Consider the following 19,474-nt stretch of genomic DNA (forward strand, 5'->3'; position numbering starts at 1 on the left):
GATCAATTGATTTGTAGGAGTTTGTTGGAGTTTAAAGATTAAACTTACCTTTGCAGAAAATAAGAAGGCTATGAGCAGATCGGAATCTAATGATGGAAGAAGGGCGTCCGGAAGACAGGGTGGCAAATTTAGAAAGAAAAGTTTTTCTAGGGGAAATGCACCTATAAAGAAACAAAATAGTGGTACTCCGGCACCCATTTCCAATTTGGTAAGGCTCAATAAGTATGTTGCCAATTCCGGTGTATGCTCCAGAAGGGAAGCAGATGTATTAATTGCGGCGGGGAATGTTACTGTCAATGGAAAGCCTATTACCGAAATGGGTTATAAGGTTAAATTGGAAGATGAGGTTCGTTTTGACGGAAAATTGCTTAATCCAGTTAAGAGGGAATATGTGCTTTTGAACAAGCCCAAAGGATTTACCGCTACAGGGAGGTCTAACATTAGTCAGCGCAGTGCGCAAAGTTTGGTCGCCAAGGCTTCCAAATCTGAATTAAAACCGGTAGGTAAGATAGGAAAGGAAGCAACAGGTCTGGTTCTCTTTACCAATGATGGTGAAATGAGCAAACGACTTAACAGTCCCAAAAATGGACTTAGGAAGATATTTCATATAGAATTGGAGAAACCGCTTCGTAGCGCTGATCTAAAGCGGATTCAAGAAGGTTTGGCCGTAGATAGCAAAGTGGTTAAGGTACAAGACGTGAGTTTTGTAGATAATGCGCCCAAGAACCAAGTGGGTATGGAAATTTATAGCAGCCGCAACAATATAGTTCAGCGAATTTTTGATACCCTAGGTTATGAGGTAGTGAAAATGGACCGTGTGGTGTACGCCGGTCTTACCAAGAAAGATTTGCCCCGTGGCCACTGGCGTTACCTCACGGAGCAGGAAATTGCCAACCTTAGAATGATTAATTAGACATCATCATCAATCTATCTGGTACCCATCCCCAAAGAGGTAACTTAGAGCTAGCCCATGGGTGTTCCCAAAAGGGGATTCTTTAAGGGCAATATTATAGTTATAAATAAAACGCAGGTTTTTTAAAAAATAAACTCCGGCCAAAAGGTTAATTGAAGAACTGGTCCTGTAACCAGCTCCTACCTCTATTTTATTTTTGAAACTTGCCGCGATATTCAGGTCAGCTTGTAATGGTGCACCATCTTCATACTTAAGAAGTACGTTGGGCTTGATCATAATCTCTTCAAACATGCTAGTAAAAAAACGGTAACCAAAATAACCATAAACGGGATTCGATAAGTTGAGGTCATCTCTTGAGGCCAATTTGTCTCCAAGTACATTTGGTGCCGAAATGCCTGCGAAGAACTGCGCATGGTTGAAAAGAAAACTAATACCTACCGTTGGAATAGTAGCATTGATATTCTCAGAGAAATTGGGGTCATCCATAATTCCCAGTGACAAAAGATCTTCTTTGAATTGCTGTAATCCTGCAGTAATTCCAAAGGAAAGAACTCCAGGTTGATAGAGTTGCCAATAGGGTCTGTTGGATTCAAAATCAAAAAAAATCTTATAGGAGTAAGCCGCAAAAAAAGTACTGTTTTTGCTAACACCTACCTCGTCTTGCAGAAAGCCCGCTCCCAGACCAACCTTTCCATCCCTAAGGGGAGAATTTACGGTTAATGAAAGGGTTCTTGGACTTCCAGTTACCTCACTAATAAATCCGGAATGGGTAGCACTAAGCTCGGTGCTTGAAAGCATTCCCGCGTATGCGGAATTGATCAAAAATGGATTGTAGTTGTATTCGGAGAAAACAGCGGTCTGTTGGGCTCTTAGGTTTCCTACTACGCAAACAACAAAAGTCAAAATTAAATAGGTTAGTTTTTTGGTCATGGGTATTTATCTTTTAATAACTACAAATCCTTGGGTAGCTTTTAAATTGTGGTTTTCCGGTAAAGTGATGTTAAAGAAATAGGTGCCTGCTGGTAGTTCACCGGCCCCGATTTTCGTTTTCTGGTTGGCCTCTCCTTTAAAAACATTGGTATTATTGTCATAGCCGGAAATAAAGAATACCAAATCTCCCCATCTGTTAAAAATGCTCACCGTATTTTCCGGGTAGTTTTCAATTCCGTTTATGGACCAAACATCATTTATGAGATCTCCATTTGGAGAAAAACCATAAAGTGTCTCCAGCTTTTCATCCTCGGGTTCTTCCTGTGTGGTAAAGCTACTTTGCGTACATCCAACGGCACTTCCTTGGGCGTTATATGCTACAATAGAAACAAAAATTTCTTGATTAAAAGGTAATGGCTGACCTAGGGTATATGATGTTAAAATACCCACGTCTTCCCTATCTAAAATGTCATTGCTTCCGGCACTGGAGCCCAAACTAAGGTAGTAGCCATCGGCATTTGATACGGAGTCCCAAACAAACTCAGTGTCAACAGGTAAATTAATCTGGTCGCTTTCAGGAACGATAATAGATGTACAACCGGGAATAGTCTCAACAATTTCTGTAGTGAAAGATTCCTCAAGACATCCTAATGCACTGCCCCTACCATTAAAAGGAACGATGGATACAAATATCTCAATACCTTCAGGTAAATCATCGGTTAATGTAAGGGTATTTGTGGTTACAGATTCATTGTTCAATATATCCGTGCTACCGGCAGAAGTACCCACATTAACATAATATCCATCAGCATTAGTCACTGAAGACCATGTTAAATCGGTCAAAATTGAAACGCTGCTTTCCCCATTTGCGGGACTGGTTAACGTTGTACAGGAAGGTGTGGCTGCCATGACCTCGGTAGTAAACGATTCTTCAGTACAACCTCTTGCATTACCTACACCGTTATAAGGTACAATCGCCACGAATATTTCGGTATTCTCCGGTAAATCGGCTGCTAGGTCAAAAGTAGTCCCAGACACGTCCTCATTATCCAAAATATCATTACCACCAGAGGTGGTACCCACGGTTAAGTAGTACCCATCCGCATTTGCAATGGTATTCCAACTAAGGTCGGTTGAAATGGAAGTTTCCGTCGCCCCGTTTAAGGGATTACTCAATTGGGTACATGCAGGTACGGTAGGTAAAGTTTCCGTTGTAAAGAATTCTTCGGTACATCCTGTAGCATCTCCTACAGCATTGTACGGAACTAGGGTCACGAATATCCGTGTGTTTTCAGGTAAATCGTTGGGTAGGTCAAAAGTAGAGCCTGTCACATCTTCATTATCTAAAATGTCATTTCCTCCAGAGGTGGTGCCTACAGTTACGTAATAGCCGTCAGCATTGCCCACAACATTCCAACTTAAATCGGTAGCAATTGAAACGTCGGTCGCTGCATTGGCAGGCGTGCTTAAATTTGTGCAACTAGGTACTGTTGGCAGGGTTTCGGTGGTAAAGGATTCCTCGGTGCATCCGGTAGTGCTTCCGAAGGAATTATATGGTACTATTGTCACGAATATTTCAGTATTCTCCGGCAAATCGTTGGGCAGGTCAAAAGTAGTGCCGGTGACATCTTCGTTACCCAAAATATCATTACCTCCAGAAGTAGTGCCTACAGTAAGGTAGTAGCCATCTGCATTGGCTGCAGCATTCCAACTGATATTGGTACCTATAGCTACGTCTGTGGCAGCGTTTAATGGCTCGCTCAATGACGTACAGTTTGGTGGGTCAGATAAAGTTCCGGCTCCTGTAGTAAATGATTCTTCCGAACACCCTGTGGCATCTCCTACAGCATTGTATGGGATAATACGAACGTAATGCATTCTGTTTGCTTGCAGGTCTGAACCAAAGGCGTATGTGGTGGTATTGCCAACATCTATATTATTTACTACTTCTATACCTCCGGCGGTGGTGCCTACACTAACTAAATATCCGGTAGCGTTTGTAACTGCATTCCAGCTTAAATCTGTATCAATAGGTACATTTAAAGCCCCGTTGCTTGGACTGGAAATTGTAGTACATGATGGGGGAACTGGAATAAATTCCGTTCTAAAAGACTCTTCGGTACAACCAATAGCTGGCCCAACGTCATTGTAAGGGGTAATGGTTACATAAATTAAAGTGTCTTCTGGTAAATTCGCAGAAAAATCATATTCGGTTACATTACCTACATCTTCATTGTTAACTAAATCCGTGCCTCCAGAGGTCGTACCTACATTGATTCTATATCCATCTGCATTGCTTACAATAGTCCAATTTAAATCGCTATCAAAAGAAACATCGGTAGCGTTATTCAGTGGTAAGGTCAGGTTGGTGCAATCTGGTGCAGTTGGTGGATTGTTCGTAACGGTAAAACTCTCCTCTGTACAAGGTCCAACCGCATCGTCATTTTCATTGGATGGGATTATGGTGACATAAACCGTAACACCTGGGTTAAAATCCGTGGCAAATTCAAAGGAGGTGTTATTCACCACCACTTCGTTATTTAAGATATCTGTTCCTCCTGGTGAGGTGCCAACAAATAATTTGTATTCCCGAGCAAATTGAACCGCTTCCCAGGTGATGTTCGTATTAACAGGAACATCTGTGGCGCCATTCAAAGGTGCAACCAGTTGGGTACAATCGGGAATAGGACAATCGAGAACATCACCAGAAAAAGTCCATCCAAAATTGTCTATCATAGATTGGCGTTCTTCAACTGCATCACAATAGGGTAGCGTATTGGCTCCAAGGTTAATACCAGGGGTAGGGTTTTGTTCAGACCAAGAGATTAAGGTGTTGTCATAATTTTCTCTTGATAGGGCCGTATCATCCAACATGCCTTGCATGTTTGTTACATTTTCTATATTCCAATCGCCTAAATATTGATTAAACGAAGTGGCATCGTGAAACATTTCTCTCATAGAAACGGTGCCAATTAACCATTGGTCAAAAGATTGATCAAGAGCCGTTGCATTTCTGAACATCCTCTCCATATTGGTTACTCCGTTTACCCGCCAGTTGTTTAAACTCTGGTTGTAACTACTGGCGCCATTGAACATATCTTGCATGGTAGTTACTGCCCTAACATTCCAATCGTTTATGGAGTTATTAAAGGAAGTTGCTTCTTGGAACATGCCACGCATAGTAGTTACAGATGCCACGTTCCATGCGTTTAAAGATTGGTTATAAGCACTAGCTTCTCTAAACATTTCTTGCATAGTAGTTACAAAGGAAGTATTCCAACTAGCAATATCTTGGTCAAAAACAATGGCACCATAGAACATTTCTGCCATATTTTGAGCCTCACCGGTATCCCAAGTATTAAGGGGTTGGTTAAAAGCCTCTGCCTCTTTGAACATGGAATCGAAATTGGTTACTACTCCTACGTTCCAATTGTTCAAGGGTTGGTTAAATGCTAAAGCTGATTCGAACATGGATGGCATTAGGGTTACCGAACTTACATTCCACGTGTTGATTGGTTGATTAAATACTTCGGCATGCTCAAACATAGCGCTCATATTGGCAACAGCACTTACATCCCAATTATCTAAGGGTTGGTTAAATACTTGGGCGCCCCTGAACATACCGCTCATGTTTACAACAGAGTTCACATCCCAATTGTTCATTGGTTGGTTGTAAGAGATGGCATAGTTAAACATGTTGCTCATGTTGGTTACGTTAGTTACGTTCCAGCTATCAATATTTTGATTAAAAGCCTCTGCTCTAGAAAACATGGAGTTCATGGTGGTAACAGCACCAACATTCCAATTATTCAGTGGTTGGTCAAATGCTGTTGCGTCGTAGAACATTTGGCTCATATCTGTAACAGACGATACATCCCAACTATTGATGTTCTGGTTAAACAATTCTGCATCATAGAACATGGCAGACATGTCTATGACGTTCCCAGTATTCCAGTTATTTAAAGGTTGATTAAATACTTCTGCTCTTTGGAACATTTCTGACATATCTGTTACCTGACTTACATTCCAACTGTTTATAGGTTGGTCAAAAGCCTGTGAGCTTTGAAACATACGTCCCATATTTGTAACACTACCAGTATCCCAACTACTTAAATCTTGGTTAAAATCCTGTGTTTGGGCGAACATAAAATTCATGTTGGTCACTTGGCTAACATCCCAATTGTCCAAAGGTTGGTTAAATAATTGAGCAGCCCCAAACATTCCATACATATTGGTAACATTGCTTGTATCCCAACTGTTTAATGGCTGATTAAAAATTCGTGCAGAAATAAACATGCTCTGCATGTTGGTAATATTGCTTACATCCCAATTGTCTATTGCACCATCAAATAGGTAACAACCGGAAAACATGTTGGAGGCTATCTCTACTTGCGAAAGGTTGGGGACATCTGTAGCGTTGTATTCCATATTTTCGCAACCATAAAATGCATAATTCATAGATTGCCAAACTTGGGTGCCCCATTGATCAATAGAAATAAGTTTAATATGATCAGAATTACTTACATAATGATAAGGAGCCGGAAAATCTCCAATAATAGCTACTGTATAAACACCTGGTGTTAAGTATGTATGTGTAATTTCACCGGTAACATTATTATTATATTGCCCATCTCCCCAATCAATAGAATAGTTATAGGTTAGATAATCTGGATACCCGGTGTTTGCTTCAATTTTTAACTGATTGGCAGGTGTTGAGCCAGATTCTGTTATGCTAGTATCATAAGTTAATTTAAAGGCATCTGGGCTATTTACCCAACTTTCAACCACGGTAAACGAAAGTTCTTGGCAGCCCGTTGCAGGACCATCAGCATTATAAGGAACCACTGTTACGTAAACCGTATCACCGGCTTGAAATTCATTGGAAAAACTCAAACCAACGACATTACCTACATCATAGTTATTTAATGTATTTCCGTTTAAAGAAGCGTAATTTCTATTACCACCACGCTCAATTTCTAAGGTAATTCTGTACCCATCCGCATTCGGAGCTGGGTTCCATCTAATATCACTATTGGCAGGTGTCATAGTATCTCCAGCGGCCGGCATTGTAATTTCCGTGCAGAGCACATAAGAGCAGTTTACACTGTCTCCAGTAATGGTCCAACCGTTGGTGTCTATTAATCCTTGTCTTTGAGTCAATGCATCACAGTATTGAAGTCCAGTTGCTCCTAGGCTAACTCCGTTCTGAATAGCTTGTCCTGCCCAGCCAATTAAGGTGTTATCATAATTTTCTTGTGATAGGCCACTGTTGGAAAGCATATTACTCATTTGAGTGGCGTTGGCAATATTCCAATTGGCTAGATTTTGATTAAAGGAACTCGCATTTAAAAACATAGCGGTAAATCGTGTTACATTGGAAACGTTCCACGAACTAATGTCCTGATTAAAATCTGTTGCTAAGCGGAACATATCCCTAAGGCTTGTAATACTGGATATATTCCAATTGTTTAAAGGTTGGTTAAAAACCGTTGCACCAAAGAACATACCTTCAATTTCTGTAACACCACTTATATTCCATGAGTTTAAAGGTTGATTAAAGGCGGTAGCTTCATTAAACATATGACTCATGTTTGTAACATTGCTTACGTCCCAATTGTCAATGTTTTGATTAAAAGCAGGGTTTTCTTCGAACATACCTCGCATGTTGGTTACCCCACTAACGTTCCACATACTTATGTCTTGATTAAATGCAGAATTATCCCTAAACATGTATTCCATGTCTGTTACGTTACTCACATCCCAATTATCTAAGGGGTGGTTGAAGACTGCTCCCCATATCCAACCATCAAACATCTCGGACATGTCCGTAACGTTGCTTACGTTCCAATTGTTTATGGGTTGGTCAAATGTTCGGTTTCTATGAAACATTTGAGACATATTGGTTACAGTACTCACATCCCATAGGTTTAAAGGCTGGTTGAATTGTGATTCCCTAAAAGTAGCTTCCATAGTAACCACATTACTTACGTTCCAGTTGTTTATTGGTCTATTGAATGCAGAGCCTTGAAATGTACCCGTAAGGTCGGTAATATTACTTACGTCCCAATTGTCTAAGGGCTGATTAAAATTGCCTGTATATCTAAACGTTCCAATTAAATTGGTGAGATTTGAGATGTTCCAATTGTTGATATTTTGGTTAAAGGAAGATGCTTCCGATAAGAAAAACTCCATATCAGTGACAGCTGCAACATTCCAATTATCCAGAGGTTCATTAAAAGCCCTTGCTCTGTGAAAGGTGTAAGACATATCGGTAATGTTAGCCGTGTTCCACAGATCCAATGGCCTATTAAAAATGGTACATTCCTGAAACATTCCTGATATATTGGTTATAGTGCTAACATCCCAATTGTTAACAATACCATTGAAGGCCTCGCAGCCATTAAACATATTTTGTAGTGTGGTAACCTGAGAGAGGTCAGGTGAATCAATAGCATCAAAATTTAAGTTTTCGCAGCCAAAAAAGGCATTTTCCATAGTTTGCCATTGTAGGGTACCCCATGCCAATATTTCTATGATTTTTAGTTTGTCGCTTGCGTTTTCATCGTTAAAATAGATAGATGAAAAGGTGCCGCTAATTGCTATAGTATACGTGCCAGCAGTTGCATAGGTGTGGGTTATGTTTCCGGTAACACCCGTATCTATGTTGCCGTCTCCCCAATCAACATCATAGTTATAGGTAGTGTAGGCTGGGTTAGTAGGTATGGTAACTTGGTTATTTGCAGAAGACCCTGATTCTATATTGTTTGTATTCCATATGGATTCAAAAGACTGGGATTGCCCAATAAATGAAACCAAAAGCGTTAGTAGGAGTATACTAATTGTAAAACTTGAAGTTAAAGAGCTTTTTCTTGATAGAGGATTAATCTGCTCTTGTGAAAAAGGAAGACCTTTAGTGGGATGCGACATTTTTTCCATTTTTTTGGAAAGATTTGGTTAAAAAGAAGAGGTGGTTATAAATTTGGATGAAAGAGAAAATCTATTGCTCGTTTACAATGATATCGGCCAATACGGCTTCTGCTTCCGTTTCAGTTAGACCTTCCTGAAGTCTATCATGGTATGCATAACGAATAATACTTAATTCTTCTGGCAGAAAATCATTATCCGTACTTATTTGCGAACAAAGGAAACTATTTTCATTTTGGCATTTGTTTGAGTGGCCAAAGCCTAGAGCATGACCAAGTTCGTGTTTAAACAAGACGGCAGCTGGGTTTGAGATCCAAATTCTAGAATTGCTCAATTGATGGGCATTGGATGGTGTTATGGCATAACCACTATACCCACCATCTTTCACAATTTCATACATATCTGGCCAAACATTTTCCAACTCAGCTTCACTACCATAGAAAACGGTGGCATTGGACTCACTTTCATTCTCCTCGGTTACTATATTGAAACCATCCTTGAAAATTTCATTGTATTCTGTCATAACATCCTCCACGGTTGCGGCAAATTCGTTTGAAATGGTCCCTTGTAAATAAATTTTCATAGTAGTTGCCCACTTTTGATTTCTTTCTACCGGGGTGTTGGCATGACCTTTCCAGTATACAAGGTGCTGAAAATAGCTTATAAGGTCTGTTTCTTCGGGGGTGAGTAGTGCTGTTTCATCAATATCCTCTACAATTAATTCAAAATTTTCTTCGGTAATGGTCGCTCCATCAAACACTGATACCATGAACTCTATGCTGGGCATGGTTTCAAAATCAAGTTGTAAATCAGGACCTACCGAAAGCTCTCCTGTGGTTTCATTGATTTCTATGTCCACTTCTGAGGATATGCTATAAGTTATTTCATCTCCCTCAGCATCATTCGCTTGTATAAAACCTATAGAGGTGGCCGGAGATGCATGTTCGTTAATAAGATATGTTTCTAAGTTAAGAACAGGTGCCGTATTCTGATCTTGAGGTTCGGTTTCTGGATTCTCTTCTGTTTCTTCAGGAGTCAACTCAGAATCGGTATTTTCAAGAACGGTGTCATTGAACGAATTAGTAGAATCTGTACTACAAGATGCAATAAAGAATAGAAGTAGGGGGTAAAAAATTTTTTTCATGCGTAGGTAGGTGAATTGTAATGAATTAGAATTACACCTTAAAAATATGGGCGTGTCCTACGCTGTTAAAATTTTTGTTGTGAACTACATGGAAATCATGGTGTGTTAAGATAAAGATGAAGATAAATGTTAACGTCTTAGGTATTTTGTCTTTCAAAAATGGCTCTTTGACGATAATCCTTTAAACCTCAATTACTGTGACCACCGGAAAGTGATCAGATCCTTTTTTAAGTGCATCTTTTAATTCTTGGCTCAAATTGGATTTGTGAGGTTCGGAATATGGGTTGAGTACCGTGCCAGATTCAATTTTAATATCTTGGCTAACCAAAATATGGTCTATGAGTACTGTGAACCAATTTTTGGTAATGGTATCCGTAAAAGAACTAGAACTGGGCGACCACCCGTATTTTCCTAATTTAGGTTTACCCAAGGCACTTTTTAAGATAAGTTCAGGCTCATAAACACTTCCTAATAATATTTCGATTGCACTTTTGCCAAATCGGTTTTCGTAGAAGTCGCTTCCCATTCCATCATTGATATCTCCGGTTACCAGAACCTTATCACCTTCGTTTATCCATTGGTCAATGCGCTCACGCATGTGCATGCATTCTGCATACAATTTTCTTCGGTTGAGGTTGGATAAATACTCGTATCTGGCATAATCTACATGGTCAAAAATACCTTTCGATTTGGCGTGGGCAATAATCATTTTAAAGAGTTTGCCCGGGCTTGCCTTATCTTTCACGGTGAGTTCTACAGGAGGCCTAAAGTGCTCATATTGTTCTTTAATACTTTGTTCCAACGTATCGGCCAAAAAAGGTTCGTCGAAACTATTTTTACCTTCCGGGGTATGCTCCAGAATAAGTTTGTCAGCATCGTAAATGGCACATAGTTCTTGCTGGCCGCGAGAAGTATGGCCCTGAACTACTTTGTAATTTCTTTGGGTAAGGCCAAAGGTGGTCATCCAAAGTTCAAGTTGTGCCTTGGCTGTTTTGGTTCCATTGGCAAGGGTATCCGGTCCTTCGACAACGGCAATTATATCGGCGTCTAAATGGGAGAGAACGGAAATCAATCGCTGACTTTTCATGGTCAATCGTTCTTGCTCGTTCCAATCGCTTTCCGGTTTTCCTGCAGGAGGAGGAACGTTAACAGGAGTTCCGTTAACGAACAGATTTTTCATCCATTCCATATTGTATTCTGCGACCTTCAGTTTCATATTGATGCTGTTTTGAAAGGGAACACTTTGGACTAAAAATAGGGAATAATTCTTACAAAAAGTTTAACCCATTGTAAAATCAAATTAAACTGCTGGATAGAAAAATTACTTGCTCTTATCTTCGAATAGTAACCAAGTATCAGGATCAAGAACAACGGAATCGGGCTTCGCATCGGTTTTGATGGAAAAATTCGCCTTCGAATCCGTTACTTCAACAGTGTGGATGGTGGTCTTGCCATTTACTGTTATACCAATTTCAAGCGGGAAAGAATAGGTATGATGTTTTTGGAGCTGGTCAATGGATAAACTTAATTTTTTTCCTTTATAGTTCCATTTCCATTTGAGTTCGGGATATCCTTTGGTGAAAATCCATTGTTCGAAAAAAGCATTCAAGTCTTTGCCGGAAACCGATTCCATAACTTCCCTGAAATCTTCGGTCATGGCATTGCTGTTTCTGTATTTTTCGTAGTAGGTTTTAATCCCTTTCCAGAAAACTTCATCCCCCAATTTGTTGCGTAACATATTGAGTACCCAGCCCGCTTTCTGATACGTGTTTACGCTTAAAACCTTTAAGGGGTCTTTGATACTAGGGTCAACTATGGGTGAAGGGTTTTTTTGATAGTAATCGATAATTTGTTGACGGTCAAGTTGCAATTCTTCTTTTCTCTTTTCGTTTCCGTAAACGTTTTCCTGGTATAGAATAGCAAAATAGGTAGCGAAGCCTTCACTAAGCCATACATGGTTCCAATCATTTTCTGAGGCGGAATTTCCGAACCACTGGTGGGCAATTTCATGGGCAATCAAGCCCTCCACCTCATTTTTTCCGGTGACCGAATTTTCAAAATAGGCAATAGTACCTGCATTTTCAAGTCCGCCCCACTGCGTTTTTGCCTGCATGTTGGCCAGTTTTGCGTAGGAATACGGACCAATTTGGTCGATGAAGTATTTCAAGACCTTGCTGGCCACATGGTAATCTGAAAAACCATCCAACCTATTTTCTGGATACACCCAGGCAGACACGGGAATGTCATACACCTCACCCAAAAGTGTACTGGCGAATTTAGTTACCCCAATAGTCACCACTTTCATGGCAACGGGTGCTGGTTCTTTATAGGTTGTTAATTTTATACCGTTACCTAGATTGCTCTCTTCTATTTTTTCTCCAGTGGCGACCACATCGTAATGAGCGGGTGCGGTAATTCTAAATTCTATGCTTGCCTTGTCATAAGGGTGATCTACAGATGGAAGCCAGTGCCTAGCCAAATTAGGCCAGTTGTCACCAAAAAAAGAACGCTGCCCAAATTTGGTAGTGTCGATTACAAGTCCTCTTTCAGGAAAACCCTCATAAATAACTTTGTAGGTTCTGTTTTTTTCTTCGGAAGTGCCCGGAGTTATTTCAATTTTATGATTATTGTAGGTGTATTTGGCAGGGGTTTCATCTTCAAGGACTTGGCTAATGGTCATACCATATTCACCATTTTTTTCAATCAAGTCCAATGAAAACGGACCAACTTCTCGGGTGAAGTCGATGTTGATTTCGGTTTCTCCTTTAATAAGGTTCGATTCGTCGGAAAGAGTTAACCCGAAAATATAGCTTTGAACATCGGCAGAGTTATTGCGCTGGTAGATGTCCTGGGAGTACAGCAGGCTTAATGAGAAAAACAAAAGGAAAGCAAAAAAATAGGATTTGGTAATAATGTTCATTTACGGAGTTTTTTTAATCCGCAGCTAATTTAAGAAAGCTTGTCTTTTATTTTTCCTTCGTTTGCGAATAAGGTAGTTAGCAGTATATAATTTAGTAAGTTTTCACTTCAATCCCGTTGGCCTCTGCGTAAGGTAGCGCGACTTCCCATAATTCTTCTCGAAGAACTAAAAACCTTGTAAGTGTTACACTGTTCATTAGTGACAGAGCTTCATTAATTTCATCTACCTCTTTACCATTGTCCATCATATTTGCAATGGTTAAATACTCTGTTTCATAAATGTTCTTGACATAATTGAAAAGGCGTAGACTTTTGACAATCATTTCTTCGGTTTCTTCCGTAGACTTTAATTCTTTAATCTGTTCAATGTTTTTTTCAATATCTGGAATGATGTAGGTGGTGATATGTTCCGAAATTTTATCGGTCTTTTCCATTTCACCATTGGTAAGTTTAAAAAGTTGACCTGTTTCTTGAAGCTGTGTGTATCTATCGAAGTCAACACTGCCAAAACCTACAAGTTTATTACTGTTTAAGGTGGTTCGGTCAAAATAGTTTTCGGCAGATGGTTGGTTGCAAGACACCAATAAAAAGAGAATACCTAAGGATACAAAAATAGATTTCATGTGATCGATTTATTATGATGAGACAAACATACTTCCCTCAACCTATTCTCGTATCCCTGATTCTAGGGAAACTGAAATTATTAGAATAATAACTCCATTTTTTTCTTGATCTCATCCAAGCATAAATTGCCCAAACTGCCCTCATGGGTATGGTGAATATCCCTTTTGGGTTCAAAAGTACCTTCTTGAATTTCCATTCCCATTTTTTTATAGGCATCCCTGAAAGGCATTCCGTTTTGTACCAGTTCGTTCAAGGTATCAACGCTAAAGAGATAATCGTATTTAGGATCGCTTAGAATGTCATCGTTCACTTTCGCCTCTTTCAAACTAAAGGTCAAAATTTCTAAACAGGCCTTCATATCTTGAATCGCGGGAACAATAATTTCTTTCACCAATTGTAAATCACGATGGTATCCACTAGGTAAATTGTTGATGACCAAGGTCAATTGATTCGGTATGCTTTGTAGCTTATTACATTTACCACGAACCAATTCAAAAACATCGGGGTTTTTCTTGTGCGGCATGATGCTGCTGCCCGTTGTTAATTCATCCGGAAATGAGATAAAATTGAAGTTTTGGCTCATATAGAGGCAAACGTCCATAGAGAGTTTGGATAAAGTGGCTGCAATATTGGCCATGCCGAAAGCGGTAGCCTTTTCTACTTTTCCACGTCCCATTTGGGCTGCCACCACATTGTATTTAAGGGTTTCAAAACCCATTTCTTGGGTGGTGAAGCTTCGGTCTATTGGAAAGGAGCTTCCGTAACCAGCAGCGCTCCCTAACGGATTTTGGTCGGCAACCTTGTAAGCGGCATCAATGAAAAAGAGGTCATCAATCAAACTTTCGGCATAAGCGGAAAACCATAGCCCAAAAGAGGATGGCATGGCAATCTGCAAGTGGGTATAGCCTGGGAGAAGCACGTTTTTAAATTTCTCGGCCAATTGCAGTAACAGGTCAAAGAGCTCTTTTGTCTGACTTTTTATTTCCGATAGTTCATGTTTTAAATACAGGTGCATGGCCACCAGAACTTGATCGTTTCTTGATCGTGCTGTATGGATTTTTTTACCGGTGTCGCCCAATTTTTCAGTGAGTACGTATTCAATTTTGGAATGCATATCCTCAAAAGAATTTTCAATAGTAAACTCTCCCTTTTCAATGGTTTCCGCAATGGCATCCAATTCCGTGATAAGGGATTGTGTTTCTTCTTGGGTCAACAAGCCTATTTTTCCTAGCATTTTAGCATGCGCTTTAGAGGCGATCACATCATATTTGGCAAGCAATAAGTCGAGCTCGCGGTCATTGCCCACGGTAAAATGGTCTATTTTTTTATCAGTACTGAATCCTTTATCCCAGAGTTTCATGTTTAGTCAGTTTACAATTATCAGTTAGCAATGAACAATGCTTATTGGTAATTGGTTATTGTTAATTGTTATTTAAAAGAAATCCCTTCAACAATTTAATATACAAATCTACCCCGTCTTCAATTTCTTTAACGTAGATGTATTCATCTGCCGAATGTGAACGCGTGCTGTCCCCAGGGCCTAATTTTAATGATTGGCAAGTTAATGCCGCCTGGTCGGATAGGGTGGGGGAGCCATAGGTTTTTCTGCCCAAGGCAATACCTGATTTCACCAAGGGGTGGTCTTTGTCAATGGCCGAAGAATTAAGTTTTAGCGAACGTTCTTGAAGTTCACAAGGAGCTTCTTTCTTCAGAATTTCCGCTATTTCGGCATTGGTATATTTATCGTTGACTCGAACGTCAACTACCAACTCTACCTCCGCCGGCACCACATTGTGTTGTGAACCTCCATTGATTTGGGTAACCGTCAATTTTACGGGGCCTAGCACTTCTGATACTTTTGGAAACGAGAAATTCTTGAACCACTCCAACACTTCAATGGTGTTGTAAATAGAATTATTATCGTTAGGATGAGCCGCATGCGAAGGAGTGCCTTTCACTTTGGCGTCAAAAACTACCAAACCTTTTTCGGCTATGGCCAAATCCAATAAAGTAGGTTCGCCCACAATGGCCACATCAATATGGGGAAGTCTGGGTAAAAGTCCTCGTAGGCTATTGGGTCCTGAACTTTCCTCTTCCATCGACGCTACCATTAAAATATTATGGTTCAGGTTTTCCTCTGCATAGTAATGCGTGAACGTAGCAATTAGTGAAACTAGCGCTCCGCCGGCATCATTACTTCCCAAACCATATAATTTTCCATCTTCAATATGCGGATGAAAAGGGTCTTTGGTATAGGCCGAATTGGGTTTTACGGTATCGTGATGCGAGTTTAAAAGCAAGGTAGGCTTACTTTCGACAAAATGCTTGTTCACTGCCCACACATTGTTCAAATGACGTTGAAACGGAATGTTGAACGACTTGAACCAATTTTCAATGGCATCAGCGGTCTTATCTTCTTCCGAAGAAAAAGATTGTATAGAAATAAGTTCTTTTAAGAGCTCGATAGCTTTTTCGGTCAGTTCTTTTTGCTGCATTGTTAAAGGGTAAGAGTGGTGAATAAATTTGCATTGGGGTGTAGCATTTCTATATCGCCTATGCGTACCTGATGAACATTTTTTTTCAGGGCATGAAAGCAGTTGTGCATTTTGGGCAACATGCCATCTGCTATTACTTTTTTCTCTAAAAGGGTTTGGTATGACAAACTGTCGATATGTTTTATAACCGATTGGTCATCATTGACATCCATCAAAACACCTTTCTTTTCGAAGCAATAATACAAAGTGGTCTCGTAGACTCCGCTCATGCCAATCGCCAATTCCGAGGCGATAGTATCTGCGTTGGTGTTGAGCAGCTGCCCCTTTCCATCATGTGTCATCGCGCAAAAAACAGGGGTTAAATCAGCCTCCAATAGTTTTTTGATGGTGGTTGAACTCACGCCGTCCACGTCACCGGCAAAACCATAATCAATGTCTTTCACGGGACGTTTATGCGCTTGTATAGTATCACCATCGGCACCGCTAAACCCAATAGCATTGCAGTTGAGCGATTGCAGTTCGGCTACAATATTTTTGTTGACTAGTCCGCCATAGACCATGGTAATGAGCTCAAGACTTTTATCATCGGTAATACGGCGACCTCCGATCATTTTAGATTCGATTCCTAGTTTTTTGCCCAATTGAGTGGCCAACTTTCCGCCTCCATGAACCAGAATTTTAGGTCCTTTTAATAGCGCAAAATTATTCAGGAATTTAGTAAGCTCGGCTTTATTTTCGATGACGTTGCCGCCAATTTTAACTATGGATAGTTTTTTCATGTTATGCGTTTAATATTCCACCATCAATGGTCATGGCCGTTCCGGTAATCCAAGAGGCTTCTTGGGAAACCAAAAATAAGGCTAGGTTGGCGATATCTGTCGGTTGCCCCAATCTTTTTAGCAAAGTTGTTTTTTCTGCATCGGCTACGGCCTCTTTCGGGTTTTCGAAAGCTTCTGCTGAATTCCACAAAAGTGGGGTGTCCACCGGTCCCGGACAAATGGCGTTGATTCTAATATCCGGGGCATATTCTACCGCCAGTTGTTTCATCAATGCTACAGCCCCTGCTTTGGATGCGCAGTAAGCGGGGTGGTTGGGGAAACTTTTAAAAGCTGCTATAGAGGCATTAATTAAAATAGTACCCTTCATTTTTTTCAAATGGGGAATGGCAAATTTAGCAAGCAGATAAATACTGCTCAAATTGGTTGAGAGGGTTCTGTTCCACAAATCTTCTGAAAGTTCGATTACATTTCCCAGACCTAAAATTCCGGCATTAAGTGATACAATATCCAATCTGCCAAAATTTTGAATAGCTTTCTCTACCAATTCTCTATTGTATTCGGCTTTGCCTACATCACCAGCCAAAAAGATGGAATGGGGCAGACTTTGTGCCAAGGCGTTGCCTTTGGCTTCATTTCTACCCGATAAAACCAGATAGGCTCCCTCAGAAGCAAATTTTTGCGCAATAGCTTGCCCCATGCCACTGGTGGCACCGGTTACAATACACACTTTGTTTTCTAATTTGCCGATTTCAAAAGTCTTAGTTGTTCTCCAATATTTTTTTTAAAACTATCTGAGCACTGTAGGTTCGGTTGTTGGCCTGTTCTATTACCAAGCTTTGGTCACTATCTAAAACTTCATCTGCCACTATCATATTTCTTCTTACCGGTAGACAATGCATGAATTTGGCTTTTCCGAGTTTTTCTTTGGTCATGGTCCAATTTTTATCTTGGTTCAGAACTTGACCATAGGTATTATAGCTGCTCCAGTTTTTTACATAGATAAAATCGGCATCTTCGCAGGCTTTCTTTTGATCATGCTCAATAATCGCGTCTTTGCTGATTTCAGGATTCAATTCATAACCCTCAGGGTGGGTAATGACAAAATCAGCCTCCTGTAATTGCATCATCTGTACAAAAGAATTTGCCACGGCATGCGGTAACGCCTTTGGGTGCGGGGCCCACGAAAGGACTACCTTAGGCCTTTTTTTAGTGTTTTGTTCAGCTAAGGTTATGGCGTCTGCCAAGGCCTGTAATGGGTGGCCTACAGAACTTTCCATATTCACCACCGGAACGGAAGCATATTTTTTAAACCCATTGAGAACAATTTCCGCTTCATCTTCCTCTTTGTTGGTAAGTCCGGCAAAAGCCCTTATAGCTACAATATCGCAATATTGAGAAATTACTTGGGCAGCTTCCTTTATATGTTCCGATGTGCCTTGATCCATTACCGTACCATCGACATATTCCAAGGCCCATCCCTCACTGCCAAAATTCATGACAATCACGTCCAAGCCTAAGTTTATGGCGGCTTTTTGGGTGCTTAAGCGGGTACGAAGACTGTTATTAAAAAATAGGAGGCCAATGGTCTTGCCTTCGCCCAGAGTTTTTAATTTTTTAGGTTCTTTTTTCAGTTCTCTTGCTTCGTTGACCCAATCGTTTAAGGAGTCGATGTCATTTACGGAAAGGTAGTGTTTCATATCTTTATTTTCGTATGATTTGTGCTGCCTGAAAAGGCGTCGGTAATAAAATTATCGTTGAGACCGTTCACGATCCATGTTTCAATGCTCGCTTTTTGGGCAATGGTGGCCGCTTGTACTTTTGAAGCCATGCCGCCCGTACCGTGGGTGGATTTTGAACTGCCTATTTCTTTTTTGATTCCAGCGAGACCAGAAACTTCGTTGATGGTCACCGGACTTCCATTTTCCATGGATTGCTTGGTGTAAATTCCATTGGTGTTGGTAGCAATGATCAATAGGTCAACTTTTAAAAGTGATGCGGTTAAAGCAGCCAATTTATCGTTGTCGCCAAATTGAATCTCGTCCGCAGCTACTGTATCGTTTTCATTGATAATCGGTATGATATTGTTCTCTACCAGAATATCGATGGTATTCTTGATGTTCGCTTTGGACTTCGGATTCTCAAAATCGGAATACGATAAAAGGCATTGCGCCGCCGATAGCCCCAATTCTCTAAAACTCTCTTGAAACATGCGCATTAGATGGGGCTGCCCAATGGCCGCTAAGGCCTGCTTTACCAAAATATCTTTACCGTTATGCTCCAGTTTTACAAACTGCTTGGCCGCAGCAATCGCCCCAGAACTAACAACCACAAATTCGTAGTCGTTTTTCAATTGTGATATTTGCCTTCCAATATCTTCTAGCTTACCTCGGGAAATCTGGTTGGTTTCCTTCGTAAGCGTATTGGAGCCTATTTTTAGTAAAATGCGTTTTTTTCCCATTTTTTGGTTGCTGGTTGTTCGTTGATGGTTCATCTCCACTGCGCTCGATGTGACAGTTGGTTGATGGTAAGAAAAAAAATTCTCAATTCTCACATCTAGTAACTTTTAACTACAAACTCATCACTCTTACCTCTTACCTTCTAAGTCCTACGTCATTTTTATCTGGTTGTTGGTTGTTGGTTGATGGTTCATCGTTGAAGGTTAAATGATAAGTAATCTGTCTTATGTCCTACGTCTTAAGTCCCTATTCATAATTTTCCTAACTCCTAACTCCTAACTCCTAACTCC

The 19,474-nt window shown here is 40.4% G+C and carries 13 protein-coding genes; 1 reads left to right on the top strand and 12 read right to left on the bottom strand.

Annotated features, from left to right (window positions below):
• The first annotated feature begins 70 nt into the window (after window positions 1-70).
• On the top strand, window positions 71-913 hold the full coding sequence (locus tag IL355_RS05175) for a pseudouridine synthase (RefSeq protein ID WP_192461092.1): 843 nt from the start codon (window positions 71-73) through the stop codon (window positions 911-913).
• A gap of 9 nt (window positions 914-922) precedes the next feature.
• Here IL355_RS05175 and IL355_RS05180 read toward each other — a convergent pair whose 3' ends face one another.
• The 12 genes from IL355_RS05180 to proB form a co-directional block, all read right to left on the bottom strand.
• Complete coding sequence (locus tag IL355_RS05180) at window positions 923-1,843, bottom strand: PorP/SprF family type IX secretion system membrane protein (RefSeq protein WP_192461093.1); 921 nt, start codon at window positions 1,841-1,843, stop codon at window positions 923-925.
• A 6-nt stretch (window positions 1,844-1,849) separates the two neighbouring features.
• A complete protein-coding gene (locus IL355_RS05185; RefSeq protein ID WP_192461094.1) occupies window positions 1,850-8,770 on the bottom strand; it encodes a BspA family leucine-rich repeat surface protein in 6,921 nt (2,306 codons plus the stop codon).
• 70 nt (window positions 8,771-8,840) lie between these two features.
• Window positions 8,841-9,911: a zinc metalloprotease gene (locus tag IL355_RS05190; protein WP_192461095.1), complete on the bottom strand. Its 1,071-nt coding sequence runs from the start codon at window positions 9,909-9,911 to the stop codon at window positions 8,841-8,843.
• A 181-nt stretch (window positions 9,912-10,092) separates the two neighbouring features.
• Complete coding sequence (locus tag IL355_RS05195) at window positions 10,093-11,127, bottom strand: endonuclease/exonuclease/phosphatase family protein (RefSeq protein ID WP_192461096.1); 1,035 nt, start codon at window positions 11,125-11,127, stop codon at window positions 10,093-10,095.
• A gap of 105 nt (window positions 11,128-11,232) precedes the next feature.
• Entirely contained in the window at window positions 11,233-12,831 is a 1,599-nt protein-coding gene (locus tag IL355_RS05200) for a M1 family metallopeptidase (RefSeq protein ID WP_192461097.1), read from the bottom strand.
• 91 nt (window positions 12,832-12,922) lie between these two features.
• Window positions 12,923-13,453: a hypothetical protein gene (locus IL355_RS05205; protein ID WP_192461098.1), complete on the bottom strand. Its 531-nt coding sequence runs from the start codon at window positions 13,451-13,453 to the stop codon at window positions 12,923-12,925.
• An 80-nt stretch (window positions 13,454-13,533) separates the two neighbouring features.
• Entirely contained in the window at window positions 13,534-14,814 is a 1,281-nt protein-coding gene (gene argH / locus IL355_RS05210) for an argininosuccinate lyase (RefSeq protein WP_192461099.1), read from the bottom strand.
• A gap of 61 nt (window positions 14,815-14,875) precedes the next feature.
• On the bottom strand, window positions 14,876-15,949 hold the full coding sequence (locus tag IL355_RS05215; RefSeq protein WP_192461100.1) for a M20 family metallo-hydrolase: 1,074 nt from the start codon (window positions 15,947-15,949) through the stop codon (window positions 14,876-14,878).
• A 2-nt stretch (window positions 15,950-15,951) separates the two neighbouring features.
• Window positions 15,952-16,728, bottom strand: coding sequence for an acetylglutamate kinase (gene argB, locus IL355_RS05220; protein WP_192461101.1), 777 nt, complete (start codon window positions 16,726-16,728; stop codon window positions 15,952-15,954).
• A 1-nt stretch (window position 16,729) separates the two neighbouring features.
• Window positions 16,730-17,476 (bottom strand): SDR family NAD(P)-dependent oxidoreductase, encoded by a 747-nt coding sequence (locus IL355_RS05225; RefSeq protein ID WP_449401709.1) that lies wholly within the window; start codon window positions 17,474-17,476, stop codon window positions 16,730-16,732.
• A gap of 10 nt (window positions 17,477-17,486) precedes the next feature.
• A complete protein-coding gene (locus IL355_RS05230; protein ID WP_192461102.1) occupies window positions 17,487-18,425 on the bottom strand; it encodes a Rossmann-fold NAD(P)-binding domain-containing protein in 939 nt (312 codons plus the stop codon).
• Window positions 18,422-19,186, bottom strand: a complete 765-nt coding sequence (gene proB, locus IL355_RS05235; protein WP_192461103.1) for a glutamate 5-kinase — start codon at window positions 19,184-19,186, stop codon at window positions 18,422-18,424. Before proB ends, IL355_RS05230 begins: the two co-directional genes overlap by 4 nt.
• Window positions 19,187-19,474 lie beyond the last annotated feature (288 nt).

Source organism: Euzebyella saccharophila (assembly GCF_014855495.1).
Classification (GTDB): Bacteria; Bacteroidota; Bacteroidia; order Flavobacteriales; family Flavobacteriaceae; genus Euzebyella; species Euzebyella saccharophila.